Source organism: Mesorhizobium sp. WSM4844 (assembly GCF_055811775.1).
In genome coordinates this window covers 1-14,044 of the sequence record NZ_JBVVQB010000063.1, presented here as the reverse complement: position 1 = coordinate 14,044, position 14,044 = coordinate 1, and the positions used below count along the sequence as shown (strand labels likewise).

Here is a 14,044-nt window from a genome sequence, read left to right as displayed (position 1 = left end):
AAACCATTACCTCTACCCCAATGTGTGTGAACCGTTTGATTTATTCCGCTTTTCCTGACCAGCTGAGGGGTCACGACCGGCGCCGATGTTTGCCCCTCTTTCAGCGCTGGTATGATCGCGATACCAATAGTATAGGGGCGAATTGCGTGGGGTCATGGTTCGGCGCCGAGTCACATGCCGCAACCTGGTTGCGCAAATCCAGCCCACCAAGGGGAAGGCCGAGATGTCGCTTTGGGGCACAATCCCAGAGAGCGATCCCGCCGCCGGCTCGTTCTACCTGCTCCTGTCGGATGACAGGATGGAGCCGACCTTTGCCGCCGTGGGCGACTACGACTTCGGAAACGTCCGGCTCGGAGAGACGAGGAATGGCGAGACGCCGTTCACGCTGGTTCCTGACGACTACCCCGACGTGACCGTCAACGGCACGATCGTCGCGAAACCGCGCAGCGAAATCGTCACCGTCACCCTTCGCGGGATACCGCTGAACGGCGGCACCACGGACCGGATCACCTACTACTGCCGCTTCGAGGACCTTGGGACCGAGACTTGATCCCGAATGCGGTCGGTCAGACTTTGACGAGCATGGCTGTCACATACATGAAGGAAACGCCGGCCGCCAACCCCGCCATGGTGGCTGGCGCTGTTAGCGCCGCCGGGCCCCTCCCGTCCGACCTCATCAGGTACGCAGTGACCTCAACGATGACCTGCAGGATGGCTCCGAAGGACTCGCCAGACTATATCTCGCCAGGCGTTTTCTGGAAAGAACAAAGAGTGAACGAATGAGTTATCCCCTGCCGCAAAGCTAGGGGAGGCGCTTCTTACAATTGTTTTGTGATTGGTCGCCTACGCGAGCGGCGGCAACATCAGCCTCGACTCGATTGCCAAGCAGGTCGACTATCTACGTGAATGTCCGAAACGTCGAGAACGCGAGCAATGCCGAATTCCGTCTTTTTCGCCTGGACGTAGCTGAAAACTCGCGGGACTGAGTCTTTCATGCAGCGGCAGTTCTGCCAGCCATTTCAGCTTCCCGTTTCTGTTCGAAACTTTCCGCGCTGATTGAAACCGTTATGTCGTCAAATTCACGCCTTTGACCCAAAGCGGAACTCGCCGACGTCCTCAATCAAGATGATCAATTGCGCTCCATCACTCAATTGGCTGTTCGCCGACCAATTGCAGATCCGATAGGTTCTAAGCATTCGTTCGTAGAGGTTCTTCGAGGGGCGGTCGAGCACACGTCGACAAGGAACGGCGCGGGAAAGCCGGTTCGCCGGCAGGTTGATCGGCAAATATTGCACGTTGCAAAAGCATCTTATCCGCTTAAGTTCTTCACAAAAATGCCGAAGATCAGGGGGGCAGCCGATGTAGCTTGTGAAGGTCCACGTCACTAACTTTCGTTCAGTCGACGACAGGGAGGAGTTCTCAATTGATCCCGTAACCTGTCTCGTCGGCAAGAACGAGGCAGGGCAAGAGTGCCATCCTTCTCGCACTCGCGGCGTTAAACCCGCATCCGGCCACACCCGCAGTGTTCGACAAGGAACGCGACTATCCGCGTCGCCTGCTCACCCAATACGAGGAACGCCACAAGGACAAAGAGGCGGTGGCCATCTCGACTAGGTGGAAATTGTCCGCGGCCGAACTAACACAGATCAGCTCCGCGCTGGGTCCTGGTGTAGTCACGAGCGACGTCGTCAAGGTCGAGCGGAGTTACGGCAAGGACATAGCGGTCGATGCCGACATCGATTTCAATACGGCACTAAAAAACGTGTACGAGCGCTTCGCCCTAGACGAGTCCGAGCGCTCTGTCCTTTCAAGCGTGACGACCACGACGACCCTCATCGAGGCCCTTGGCAAGCTCTCCTCTCCGACCGAGCGCCATGAGCAACTCAAGACTCACATGGCGAAGCATGGGTCGGCGACCGCACAGGTTGGCAATCTCGTCCGCGCTATGCTGCCGAAGTTCATGTACTTTGCGTCCTACGACCGCATGGATGGCGCAATCCAACTCGAGCAGACTCGCCAGCTCATCGCCAGCGGTCAGATCAATAGCGACACTCATCGCGGCGTGCGGTTGTTCGCCGAGTTCCTCGACTATGCCGGCGTGTCGATCGATGAGATCACCCAGGTAACCACCTACGAAACCTTCAACGCGCGTCTTCAGGCTGCCTCCAATAACATCACCGATCAGGTGCTCGAGTATTGGACCCAGAACCCCGACCTCAGCGTTGCGGTGCGCGTGGAGCAGGCTCGATCAGGCGACCTGGTGCCACTCAACACCGGCACGATCGCGTGGGCACGCATTAACAATCAGCTCCACCGCGTCGACACACCCTTTTCCGAGCGCAGCGCCGGCTTCGTCTGGTTCTTCTCGTTTCTCGTCAAGTTCGCCCAGGTGAAGGATGAGGAGAAGCCAGTCGTGCTGCTGCTCGATGAGCCCGGTCTGACGCTCCACGGCAAGGCGCAAGCGGACTTGCTACGCTTCTTCAAGGAGAAGCTCGCGCCCTACCATCAGATCATATATTCGACCCACTCACCTTTCATGGTGCCCGCCGACGAGTTGGCGTCGGTCCGCATCGTCCAGGACCAGGTCGAGATGAAGGGCGCTCGCCGTGTGCCGATCGGTACCAAGGTGCGTAGCGACGTGCTGACCCGCGATCCCGACACCCTATTCCCGCTTCAGGGCGCGCTCGGGTACGAGATCACCCAGTCGCTGTTCGTGGGCAAGCATACGCTGCTCGTTGAAGGTCCGGGCGACATCCTCTACATCCAGGCCCTGTCGGACGCTCTGAAGAGGCGTGGCAGGCCTGGTCTCGATCAGCGCTGGACCATGTGCCCAGCCGGCGGGATCGACAAAATCCGGCCGTTCGTCGCAATGTTCGCGGGCAACGCCCTCCATGTCGCCGTGCTATCGGACCAAGCGCATGGCGATAAGCGTAAGGTGGAGGAGATGAAGCGGTCACAGGTGTTGCAGGCCGGGCACTTCTACACCTTGGCGGACTTCCTCGGGCGAGCCGAGGCGGACATCGAGGATATTTTCGAGCCGGAGCTCTTCGCCACGATACTCAACGCCACATATGGGCTCAACGGCGGCAATGGGTTGACGGCCGACAAGCTGAAGAACGCAGCGTCCGGTACGGAGCGATTGATGAAGCAGGCCGAGGCGGCATTCGCTGTCATGCCGGCCGACGTCCCCGAACTCGACCACTTCACGCCTGCGGCCTGGTTGATCCGCAACCCGAAAGCGCTGGATGCGAAAACGGGCGTCGTTCCAAAAACCCTCGATCGCGCCCAAACAATCTTGGACGCCTACAACAAGCTGCTGTGACGCCGGCCGGCTAAAGACACCGAATGGTTAAGCGCCGTCTGGGAACGAACTTCCCCTGCTACATGCTTTGGGTTAGTTCGTCGGCGAATCGCTACGCACTCGGGCGTCGCAGAAGCTCAATCATGATCATATTGTCATGGTCATCACCGGCGATCAGTTCTGGCGGAATTTCCTAGGCCAGCCCGAACGGCGCACATGGGCACGAAGCGGAATGCCCGATTTCTGATCCCTATGGCAATGTCGGCTCATAGCGCATTGTGCCGTTTCGGAACCGGGTGGACCTTGGGCAGGATCGCAATCACCTAGGGTGAAAGTATAAATATGCAGTGCGGAACCGAACAGCGGAGCTGTGCCGGGTTCGTATCCATCACGATTAGGCCCAACAGAGATCCTTCGCTACTCTGTCATTCGCGGCGACCTACAGCAGCTTCGACCCGATGCTGACAGCGAGACGGGTATCTTTGACATCCGCTCTTGCTCATATAACTGACAGATTATTCGGCAGGCACAGCCGTTCGGCCGTGTGCGCCTTCGCTGTATTCGCTCCAGGCCTGCCGCAGGATTTGCACCGATGAGCTTAGAAAGATTCCAGCCATAAGTCCGGCGACGGCCAGATCCGGCCATGCGCTCGACGTACTCCAAACGCCGAGGGCTGCGGCCATCACCACCATGTTGCCGATCGCGTCGTTGCGCGAGCACAGCCAAACCGAGCGGACATTCGCATCACCATCCTTGTAGGGCATCAGAAAACCAACGGAAGCGAGATTGGCGGCAAGGGCCAGAAAGCCGATGATGCCCATGACTTCCGCGCTGGGTACGCCGAGGATCAGCGTGTGATAGACGGTCGAGCCGAAAACCCAGAGCGCCGTCAGGCTGAGCGACAGACCCTTGAACAGCGCAGCCGTTGCGCGTGTCCTCAGGCTCGCACCGATGACCGCGAGGCTCAGCCCATAGGTGACGGTGTCAGCAAGGAAATCCAGTGCGTCGGCCTTGAGAGCCTGAGAACCGGCAAGTGAGCCGGCAGTCATTTCGGTCAGGAACATGGCGCCGTTAATGGCGATGACCGTCCAGAGCACACGCTTGTAGCGCGGGTTGATGCCGTCGAAGACCGCCACGCCACCCGAACAGCATGAGGCTTCCGCTGCATGATCTTGATCGCGCAGGTTCGCCGGCAGAACCAGCTGCGGCGGTCCCGCGCAGCTTATGGTTTCGTGATCGCAGCAAGTTTCAGACATCGGTGACTCCTTGATGAAGACACTGTAATCTGTCTAGTAGCTATAGGTTCAAGAGGTTTTTTTTATGGATCTGTCGATTGGTGAATTGTCTCGTCGCGCGGCGGTGAAGGTACCGACGATCCGCTACTACGAGCAAATTGGCTTGATGCCCGAAACGGGTCGAACCGAAGGTAAGCAGCGACGCTATGGAAGGATGGCCGTGACGCGGCTTGCCTTCATCCGGCACGCGCGAGAACTCGGGTTCGAGGTTGATGCGATCCGCACGCTACTTTCGTTGCAGGACAATCCGGATCAATCATGCGCCCGAGCCGACGAGATCGCGAAGGCGCGGCTGGTCGAGGTGGAGAAGCGCATCTCCAGCCTCAAGGCACTGCGCAAGGAATTGCGGAAGATGGTCGAGGAATGCGCCTGTGGGCGGGTCGGCGAATGTCGCGTGATCGAAACGCTCGCCGACCGAACTCATGCGCATGGGAAGTTAGCGGCTTGATCCGACGGTGATGGCAGCGTTCGCGGGACGCGAATGGCGACTGAAAATACATGACCAGAACGGAGGCGAGAAAATCAGCATGCCCAGGCCAAATTATCGAGACACCCGAACGCGTTCATTACGCATGCCTGGATAGTCAGCGTCGCGTCGACGACCGTGTCCCTCTCGGGGATTTCGTCCAGCTCTGGGGGGAGCTTCTCGAACACGATGTCAACAGCCCTGACCATGGTACCGAGGCGCCGCGAGAACCCATGATATGCGAAATCGTGGCCACGCCCGGTTTGATACTTGCGACCAAGAAAGCGAACCCGCAGTTCAGCGAACTGCCGATGCATGTCCTCTCGGCCAGCGTGAAGTTTTTTCGATGTCCTCGGGTTTGAAGTAGCAGACCATTTGCTCGACGACGCCTTGATGATGCCCCGGCGACGTGGCCAGGCGACTAGGAATGGGTGTTGATGTCCTGCTCAATCTGCCGCGCTGATTCCAGAATGTCATCGAAACTCGGCGGAGTGCCGAAGATCATGGCCGCCGTATTGGCATAGTCGCGCGTGAGCGCGTCCACCATCTTGGAGCGGGCGCGATTGCGAAGCTGCCCGGGACTGCTGAGGCGAGGTCATAGTCGGGACGGTCGAAAAACATTCGTGCGTGCCGCACACAATCGGCGCCAAGATCGAGATCGCCGAGCGCGGCCTTTCCGGTCTCGGATCCGAGAAGACAGTGCAGGTCGTAATAGTGCCGAGACACCCGCTGGCCTTCCTGCCGCAGTTCGCCGCGCCGCTCGTACCAGCGGCGCAATCCATGGGCGATCACCACCTTGTCCCAAAATGTGCGGGTTGCCTCGATCGTGGTCACGTTGGCGACGGTGAGATCTATGCCTGCCGCTTCCCCCGCGACATAGGGCGTGATCGTGATGGCGCGATTGGGATCGAGTGCCGATTTCGCCCCGGACTCGAGGCGTATGGCCGGTCGCACATAGGCGCCATCACGCGGCTCGACCTCGGGATACCAGAGCAGCAGGGTCTGACCATCGGCATCGGCTTCGTCGAGCTCGACCCGTCCGGCGCCGTTCGTAATGTCGGCAAGTTGAGCGGTGAGGAAGTCTCGCAGCGGCCCTGTGATATACGCACGGCAGGCATCCCGGATGGCGTCGAGCTTGGCGCGACGCTTCCTGTTCGACAGTCCCTCAAGCTCTTCGACCGAGGCAGCCTCGTCGAGATCGTCGCGGAACACGGTAACGTCGATGTCCTCGGAAAAACGCTGGATGAGGCCATAGCCTTTTGACAGCGACGTCCCGCCCTTGAACAGCAGCCGTGGCTCCCCGCAGGCCGTCCGTGGTAGAGCGAATTGAGAGTCCAGCAGACCCAGAAATCCTTTTCGACATTGCCCACCGGAGCTCCGACTCGATTGGCCGTGGTGAGGAACAGGTCGAGCCGGTCACGTGGGGATGCCGCGATGATCTGGCGGTAAGCATCGGTACTCATGGCTTCGCCTCGTGCGGGTCCGCCCTCAGGATTTCGCGGAGGAACTCCTGCATCCAGATCGGCACGGCGGAGAGACCGGCGCGCAGATCCTCGCGAATGGCCTCGCCGTACCTGGGGTCGGCAAACAGGCGGCGCAACGTCGCCTGGATACGCTTCCGTTCGCCCTTCTGGGTCAGCATGTCCTGCATCCAATGCAAGGCCTGGACGACCCGCATCCCCGGCCGATCCGCCCAATAGAGGCGGCTAGGGGCAGCGTATTTGAAGTGGATTTCCTGGGTGCCGAGCTTGATTGGCTTCAACCGCGCATCGACCAGCACTTCTATTCGGGCGGGGACGGCGGTTGTCAGGCCGAGGTCGTTGGCGGCCGTCATACCATCGATGACGGCGCGCGCCCGATCGCGGCGCGTGACGGCGCGGATCACAGCGCGATAGTCCGGCACGGTGGCGCGGCCAGTCAGGTTGTTCGTGCGCGGCCGGTCATAGAGGCCTCGGTCGATCCGGCGCAGCTCCCCGGCGGCTGCCAGGCGCTGCAGGGTCTTGTCCACGGCGGCGCGCGCGCCGAGATCGGCGAAGTCGCCGGGGGTCCAGACCTCATCGGGTTTGGACTCAATGCGGGCAAGCAGACGCGAGCGAAGGTCGGTATCGGGCTCAACAATGGGCATGTCCGAAATATGCGACAAGTTTCGGACAAAAGGCAAGGTATGAGTCCGAAATATGCTACAATTTTCGGACACTCCGCGGTCGCGCGCGCTGAGGCGCGCCGCCATTTCGCCGCTGGCGGCGTCAGGCGAGTTACCCCCGGCGCGGATGCTGTAGATGTCTCTCGAACACGTTCGGATCGCGCAGCACTGGTCCCCGTGCTGAGAGATTGGCTTTTCCCGGCTTCCCGCGCCTATGCGCAGGACGACATTAAAGACGAACACATTTTCCGGTGTGCCGCTCAATCTGGAATACATGGAGGCCGAATATTACCTGCGCGGCTCCACCGGGAAAGGAATCGACGATTCCGATGCCGGGCCGGAGGGATTGTAGGCGGGGTGATCGGCCGAAAGTGTCCTTGCGAGAGGCGAGGCTTGGTCCGTTCAGAGATCAGCCGCCGGCCTTTCTCGGCGAGCGCGGCATACAAGCGAACCTAACGGGTCAGCATTTGTGCCAAGTTCGGCTACCTTGAGACGAGCGGGGACGACCATCTGCTTTCGACTGCGGTTAATCGGCGGCATGGACAAGCTCGTTGACGAGAACGGGCCGAGACGGAAGGACTGGGGCTATGGAACCCTGAACAGGCGCATGTTGTTGGTGGTCATTGCCGGCCCCCTATCTGGACCCGCAAAATCCAAACAGAAGGAGTAACGAGTGTTGGCCAGTCACCGAGGAAGGCGCGTCCGCGCTGAGATTGCTCTTGCCCAGAACCTGATGCTCGCGCCCTGGGTTGTGGGGTTGCGGTTGCCGATCCTGGCTGCCGAGGCAACCAGTTCGCTGGTTTCAGGTCGGCCGGAAACCGTCAAGGCGGTGAGCGAAAAAGTTTCGGCCCTTGCGCAGGGGATTCTTGCGGCACAGGTGGCTTGGACGCGGGGCGCATTGACATTGCCGCTCGCCATAGCCGACGCGTCATCGCCGCTGGCCGATATCGGGCGATCAATGGCCCTTGCTGCTCTGGAGCCTGCGGGGCGGCAGGTTCGCCTAAATCACCGCCGGCTTTCCAGGCGCCGCAAACGGTGAAGCCGCAAGAGGCGAAAACACCCGCAGCAAGGCCGCAACTGCCGCAGTCCATCGATGAATGTGCGATGGCAGTGTAAAACTTGGCGGAATTTAAATGAAACCTCTTCCGGGGCGGCGGCGCAGAAAATGATTTCTACCACCGTATACCCGGGCGGTCGCAATCACCTGACAGACGCGAAAAGAACGCGCCGTCGGCGGATTGACACTTCAGTCGGGATACAGCTCCTTGCCGTTAATGGAGGTGTCGGGAACTGAGCTTCGGTTCGGCGGTTAAAAAAGAGGGAGAGTTACGGAGGTTAAGGTGAACGGCTTGCTGAAGACTGGACTTTCGACAGGCGTGACCGGCACGGTCGCAAGTGTTGTGACGGCGGCGTTCCTCGCCCTTCTGGCCAAAGCCGAAGGAAAGTCGGCGCTGCAGCCGACCAACGCCACCAGCCACTGGCTCCACGGCGACAAGGCTGGTGCGGTTAGGAAGGCCGACCTCGCGCACACTGCGGTCGGCTTCGGCACCCATCATGCTTCGGCCATATTCTGGGCCGCTCCTTTCGAGGCTTGGCTCGCCAGAAATCCTCCGCGGTCGCCGCTACTGATGCTGCGCGATGCCTCCGCGGTAGCCGCGATCGCTGCGGCTGTGGACTATCTCGTTGTGCCGAAGCGGCTGACCCCGGGCTGGGAGACAGTGCTTTCTAAGCGCTCCATCGCAGCTGCGTATGTAGCGCTCGCTCTAGGTTTGGCTGCCGGCGGACTAGTCGCGCAGGAGATGCGAAAAGGCAAGGTAGGGCCATAGCGCCGGGCATATCGTGGCCATTGAACTCCTGTGCAAAAAGCTTCTGTACCACGGCATGAAGTGGAGAACCGTTCGGCCCACGGCATCGCCGCGACCGCGGGTGTGTCGATTCAGTTCGTGAACACAAATCCGGACGGCCTCGCAAATCTCTGCCTAATGACCACCCGCCGCTGACGCTGCGCTGCGCCCAGATGTGCTTGCGGCGCGCGCATGGAGTGCGGCAAAGCCGGACCAAGATACCTCGTCGACGGCCCAGATGGTGCCGCTGGCGTTGCTCCATTTCCACAACTACGTGCCAGAAGCTCCAGGTTCATCACCATCCACTGCGAACTTGTCTGCGCAGTCGCAGATTCGGAGCTTTGACCGGTCGGATTCGGATCAACGCTGGAGCTCTGCGATGATCGCTTCCCGTACCTTTTCTTTGATCATCAGTTTTTACTCCCGGATACCAGGTCTCTGGCTACCTATGTGGCCCGCCAGCCCAAGTGGAGGCGCCCGCTGTCGTCCGGACGTGAGTAAGAGCAAAGGCGTTTTTTTGGCTTATTCGCCACAGGTCCAGCTGCAGATCCTGTTCAAGCACCTCATAGGACATGTGGCGGGACAGCAGCCGTAGCGCCTCCTTCATCAGCACCACGGTCAAAGCTTCTCCAGGATAGCGATGCCGAATGCCGTATTTCCGCAGCCTTGCGGGATGAAATCGAATCCGTGAGTCTTCCAGCTAATTCCCGATCTGTCGAAAAGAGGTCCGGCGACCGGAAGCGGCGGGCAACGTGCCGTAGAGATCGAGCAGCATCCAGTTCCCCGTATGGAAACTGTAGCCTTGTCAGCGACGCATGGCCGAGAGGCTGCGCCTGGTTTTCCATTCCTGGAACGCCACAATGACTTTGCCATTGTTGTCATAGGCACCTGCAGGAGGCCGGCCATGAATACATTCCCCTATCAAATTGCGCGGCTTGCCACGGTGGTGTTGCTGTTGCCAGCCGCGCAGACCTTCGGGCAAGGGCTTCCGGGCAAGGCGCGTCACCAACAACTACACATAGACGAGATGTGGGCGTCGAGGTTTCGCTCGGCAGGCAAGAAGTGAAAAAAGCAGATTGCAGCCGAGCTGGGAATCGCTGAGGCTGAGGTGCCCCTTGCGAGTTTATCTACCGATCGAATTAGCCAAGCAGGTCTGCTCGCAAAAAGTGTTCGAGGCGCGCGCCAATGCGGACCGAAGTTGCACTGCGACAAAATACATCCCCGGAGATTGCCGAGGCTGCGCGAGATCACCCGCAAACGTGCGCTGTTCCCGAGCAATGATCAAGACGTGTCTTCAGCAACGGCATGTGCCGGGCTGCCGCCATCATTGCAGCCGTTTACTGGGTCTGCAGCCATACGGATCAAGGTCGTCGACATGGATGAGAAGAAGAAAGCCAAAGTTCTCGCGAAGAAAGGGAAAACCCTTAGGCAGGTCGGCGCACGAGCAGCCGCCGTGCGCGGCGTTCCGCTGATCGACCTTCGCATTGTCTGCGGCGAGGACGCCGACTTTGTCAACGCCATCGAGCCTTCGGAACAGGGCGGCAAAAAGATTGCCGCGGGAATCGTGTCGTTCCTTGCCAAGCACGAATTCCGAAGCGGGCGTGCCGAACTGATTGTTCGGTAGGAGAGCTTGCAGTTGCCATTCATAGGCGATCGGGCCTTCCTCAGCGTTGCGGAGGACGAGGCAGCCGCTGAGCGGGCGTTTGTGGCCCTCCCAAGCGCGGACTTGTTCTCCCCCATCATCTCTCAGGAAACCGCCATCCTTGTGCGCCCCGACACCCTGGTCGCCATCGGTCGCATCGCGGGGGGCACTGTGGTCGAGAACCATTCATTGATCTGGGCGCTTGAGGGTTCTGCCGGTGCGCTATTGCTCGTCGGTAGGGCTTCGGGGCTGGCGAGTCTGCCAAGGCGAGCAACGACAGGCGATGCCGGCAGACATTACGTAACGGCACTTGATATTGCAGTGCAGCAAGCGTAGAGCACCGCGCGCTTATCGGAGTGTCGTCCATGGCCCTTACCAATGCTGGTAACGAGGCAGCACCTGTCGAACAATCGAGCCATTCTGAGGTCGAGCAGCACAGCACCAAGGTGCTGATGCTGGGCGCACTCGGTGTCGTTTACGGCGATATCGGCACCAGCCCGATCTATGCATTTCGCGAGGCGTTGCATGCATCAGCCGGTGGCAACGTCGCCAACCGTGGCGACATCCTCGGCGTACTCTCGCTGATCATCTGGTCGCTGACGATCACCGTGACGATCAAATACATCATGTTCGTGCTCCGCGCCGACAATCGAGGCGAGGGCGGAGTGCTGTCGCTTATGGCGCTGGCGCGCAACAGTTTCCCGACCCACTCTGCGGTGATCCTCGGCATCGGCATCGTCGGCGCGGCGCTTTTTTTCGGCGACGCAGTCATTACGCCGGCAATCTCGGTACTGTCGGCGGTCGAAGGTATGAATGTCGTCACGCCGACATTCCAGCCCTATGTGGTGCCGCTGACACTGGCCATCCTGGCGATCGTGTTTGCGGTACAGCGGTTTGGCACCGGCGGCGTAGGATTGGTGTTCGGGCCCGTTACCGCGCTGTGGTTCCTGGCCATCGGCCTTTCCGGCCTCAACCACATCATGGACGACCCGGAAATCCTGCTGGCAATCAGCCCGCATTATATCGTGTCATTCCTGATCAACTCGCCCGAAGTCGCCTTCGTCACGGTTGGTGCGGTTTTTCTCGCCGTCACCGGCGCCGAGGCGCTCTATGCCGACCTCGGCCATTTCGGGCGCAAGCCGATCGTGCTTGCCTGGCTGGCGGTAGTGTTTCCTTGCCTGTTGCTCAGCTATGTCGGGCAGGGCGCCTTCGTGCTGGCGCATGGCGGTGTCGTCGGTCATCCCTTCTTCGAGATGAACGAAGGCTGGACGCTTATCCCGATGGTGGTGCTGGCGACGGCGGCGACGGTGATCGCCAGCCAGGCGGTGATCTCCGGCGCCTTCTCGCTGACCAGGCAGGCGGTACAGCTCAACATGCTGCCGCGTTTCGTGATCCAGCATACGTCGGAAAAACAGTCGGGCCAAATCTACCTGCCGCGCGTCAACCTGTTGCTGGCGCTGGTGGTGATGCTGCTGGTGGTCGGCTTCGGCGAATCCAGCAGACTGGCCTCGGCTTACGGTATTTCGGTGACCGGCAACATGCTGGTGACGAACATACTGCTTTATGTCGTCATGACGCGCATCTGGAAATGGCCGCTCGGCGTCGCGATCGCCTTAATGGCGGTGTTCGTCTTCATCGATACCGGCTTCTTTGCAGCCAACATTGTCAAGGTATTCGAAGGCGGCTGGGCCTCGCTTACCATTGCCGCAGTGATCGTGATGACCATGTGGACTTGGATAAGAGGCACCAGGTATCTATTCGACAAGACGCGCAGGAACGAGATTCCGCTCGATTTCCTTGCAGGCAATCTGTTGAAGAAGAAACCGCAGCTGGTGTCCGGTACGGCCGTGTTCCTGACCAGCGATCCCGCCAGCGCGCCGACCGCGTTGATGCACAGCCTGAAGCACTACAAGGTGCTGCACGAACAGAACGTCATCCTCTCGGTGGTGACAGCGCAACAACCCGTCGTGCCCGACAGCGAGCGGGTCAAGATGGAAACGATCAACGATCTGTTCATGCGGGTGACGCTGACCTTCGGCTATATGGAACAGCCCAACATTCCGCGTGCGCTGGCGATCTGCCGCAAGCAGGGCTGGAAGTTCGACGTCATGACGACCTCTTTCTTCCTGTCGCGGCGCTCGCTCAAGGCGTCACCCAATTCCGGCATGCCCGTGTGGCAGGACAAGCTGTTCATCGGCTTGGCGCGCACGGCAGCGGATGCGACCGAGTATTTCCAGATCCCGACCGGACGTGTGGTCGAGATCGGGACGCAGGTGGCCGTTTAGGCATGCCCGGTTGAGCAGAATCAATTGGCATTTCCCGAGCCGGTGAATGCCTGACCGGGCGGAGGCCACGATGCTTGCACCCAACTGGGGTCCGGTTCCAGGCCCGAAGCTTCCGCCCCAAAGCCGTCCCTTTACGCCTGCGATCATTCCCGTTCCCTATTGTCTTGCCGACCCACCAGTCGAGATGCGCTGAAACGACCTCGCCGGGCAGCAACTTATTCATTTGAAGGTAATCGATGTGCCGCAAGTCCGACTTTCAATTTTTCAGTTCACAGGCAAGCGTTACCAAAATCGGCGTGCCGCCTAACCTGCGCCGCATCGTGACCTGTCAGGAAGCCATGCAGGCGCGAGACAGAAGCTGGCTCGAGGCCGCCGGCCAAGGCGCCGCATTAGAACGGTTCACCTCTCCGGTCTCGTGGTGCGAGCCGTACTTTTCACGAAATCGGCGCGCAAGTTCAAGCCGCTCATCCTCATAATCTTTGCGAGGATGGCCAGCGCCATGCTCGAGCACGGTGCGTACGGCTTCCTCAGCAATATCACGCGTTGAATTTCGAAATCGCGGAAGAGGGGCATCCCCAACACGGGTCGGTACGCCGCAAAGCATGAGAAGGTTGGCAACCGCTCTGACGGTGTAGGCGCCTCTGCTAAAGCCAAAGAGGAAGATGCGATCTCCCGGTTGATAGTGATTGATGATGAACTCGTAGCAATCCGCAATGTTGGCGGCGATACCGGTGCCCGAAACGGAGGCAAGCAGCTTCTGGACCCGCCGGACGACATCTGTCATGGCGGTTGCGGTCGTTTCCGTGCCCAGTCCTGGGTCATAGAAGGAAACTTGATGGCGACCGAACTCTCCGGACCGACACGACACGCCCGATAGAGCTTGTAAACATTGCTCATCCGCTGTTCTGCTCGAACACCACCCTCCTGGCCGGTCCCGTCCGAGAACACCATAATGTTCTTGCTCAAGCTGAATTGCCTCCAGAATCGGTACCTAGAGCGCGTCCTGTTTAATCTGGGTCGTATCCAGCTGCCTTGAAGTAGTTGGCGCATTCGGCTGGGGTGAAGCGT

General features: G+C 59.8%; 9 protein-coding genes and 3 pseudogenes. 8 read left to right on the top strand and 4 right to left on the bottom strand.

The window, feature by feature from the left end:
* The first annotated feature begins 223 nt into the window (after positions 1–223).
* Both AC0L2A_RS30870 and AC0L2A_RS30865 read left to right on the top strand, forming a co-directional pair.
* Positions 224–550: a hypothetical protein gene (locus tag AC0L2A_RS30870; RefSeq protein ID WP_473612007.1), complete on the top strand. Its 327-nt coding sequence runs from the start codon at positions 224–226 to the stop codon at positions 548–550.
* Between the two features lie 972 nt (positions 551–1,522).
* On the top strand, positions 1,523–3,322 hold the full coding sequence (locus AC0L2A_RS30865) for an ATP-dependent nuclease (RefSeq protein ID WP_473612006.1): 1,800 nt from the start codon (positions 1,523–1,525) through the stop codon (positions 3,320–3,322).
* A gap of 494 nt (positions 3,323–3,816) precedes the next feature.
* Here AC0L2A_RS30865 and AC0L2A_RS30860 read toward each other — a convergent pair whose 3' ends face one another.
* The gene (locus AC0L2A_RS30860) at positions 3,817–4,557 is read right to left on the bottom strand and encodes a cation efflux transmembrane domain-containing protein (protein ID WP_473612004.1); all 741 of its coding nucleotides are present in this window, start codon (positions 4,555–4,557) and stop codon (positions 3,817–3,819) included.
* A 64-nt stretch (positions 4,558–4,621) separates the two neighbouring features.
* Between AC0L2A_RS30860 and AC0L2A_RS30855 the strand changes: the two genes are divergently transcribed.
* Complete coding sequence (locus tag AC0L2A_RS30855; RefSeq protein ID WP_473612003.1) at positions 4,622–5,044, top strand: MerR family transcriptional regulator; 423 nt, start codon at positions 4,622–4,624, stop codon at positions 5,042–5,044.
* A 439-nt stretch (positions 5,045–5,483) separates the two neighbouring features.
* Here the strand turns inward: AC0L2A_RS30855 and AC0L2A_RS30850 are convergent.
* Together AC0L2A_RS30850 and AC0L2A_RS30845 are read right to left on the bottom strand one after the other, a co-directional pair.
* Positions 5,484–6,525, bottom strand: a pseudogene (locus tag AC0L2A_RS30850) (nucleotidyl transferase AbiEii/AbiGii toxin family protein).
* Positions 6,522–7,187: a DUF6088 family protein gene (locus AC0L2A_RS30845; protein WP_473612002.1), complete on the bottom strand. Its 666-nt coding sequence runs from the start codon at positions 7,185–7,187 to the stop codon at positions 6,522–6,524. Before AC0L2A_RS30845 ends, AC0L2A_RS30850 begins: the two are co-directional and overlap by 4 nt.
* A gap of 195 nt (positions 7,188–7,382) precedes the next feature.
* Here AC0L2A_RS30845 and AC0L2A_RS30840 point away from each other — a divergent pair.
* The 5 genes and pseudogenes from AC0L2A_RS30840 to AC0L2A_RS30820 all read left to right on the top strand — a co-directional run.
* Positions 7,383–7,548 (top strand): annotated as a pseudogene (locus tag AC0L2A_RS30840) (ferritin-like domain-containing protein); the annotation flags it as partial.
* Positions 7,549–8,545: 997 nt separating this feature from the next.
* A complete protein-coding gene (locus tag AC0L2A_RS30835) occupies positions 8,546–9,031 on the top strand; it encodes a hypothetical protein (protein WP_287055076.1) in 486 nt (161 codons plus the stop codon).
* 922 nt (positions 9,032–9,953) lie between these two features.
* On the top strand, positions 9,954–10,115 hold the full coding sequence (locus AC0L2A_RS30830) for a hypothetical protein (RefSeq protein WP_473612000.1): 162 nt from the start codon (positions 9,954–9,956) through the stop codon (positions 10,113–10,115).
* A 162-nt stretch (positions 10,116–10,277) separates the two neighbouring features.
* On the top strand, positions 10,278–10,673 hold the full coding sequence (locus tag AC0L2A_RS30825; protein ID WP_473611999.1) for a hypothetical protein: 396 nt from the start codon (positions 10,278–10,280) through the stop codon (positions 10,671–10,673).
* A 383-nt stretch (positions 10,674–11,056) separates the two neighbouring features.
* Positions 11,057–12,976, top strand: coding sequence for a potassium transporter Kup (locus AC0L2A_RS30820; RefSeq protein WP_473611998.1), 1,920 nt, complete (start codon positions 11,057–11,059; stop codon positions 12,974–12,976).
* Between the two features lie 376 nt (positions 12,977–13,352).
* Here AC0L2A_RS30820 and AC0L2A_RS30815 read toward each other — a convergent pair.
* Positions 13,353–13,942: pseudogene (locus AC0L2A_RS30815) on the bottom strand (phospholipase effector Tle1 domain-containing protein); the annotation flags it as partial.
* Positions 13,943–14,044: the final 102 nt, after the last annotated feature.

Excerpts from the sequence above, each read along its gene's own strand:
- AC0L2A_RS30845 (WP_473612002.1), bottom strand. The coding sequence starts at position 7,187 with ATGCCCATTGTTGAGCCCGATACCGACCTTCGCTCGCGTCTGCTTGCC.
- AC0L2A_RS30870 (WP_473612007.1), top strand. The coding sequence starts at position 224 with ATGTCGCTTTGGGGCACAATCCCAGAGAGCGATCCCGCCGCCGGCTCG.
- AC0L2A_RS30820 (WP_473611998.1), top strand. The coding sequence starts at position 11,057 with ATGGCCCTTACCAATGCTGGTAACGAGGCAGCACCTGTCGAACAATCG.
- AC0L2A_RS30830 (WP_473612000.1), top strand. The coding sequence starts at position 9,954 with ATGAATACATTCCCCTATCAAATTGCGCGGCTTGCCACGGTGGTGTTG.
- AC0L2A_RS30860 (WP_473612004.1), bottom strand. The coding sequence starts at position 4,557 with ATGTCTGAAACTTGCTGCGATCACGAAACCATAAGCTGCGCGGGACCG.
- AC0L2A_RS30855 (WP_473612003.1), top strand. The coding sequence starts at position 4,622 with ATGGATCTGTCGATTGGTGAATTGTCTCGTCGCGCGGCGGTGAAGGTA.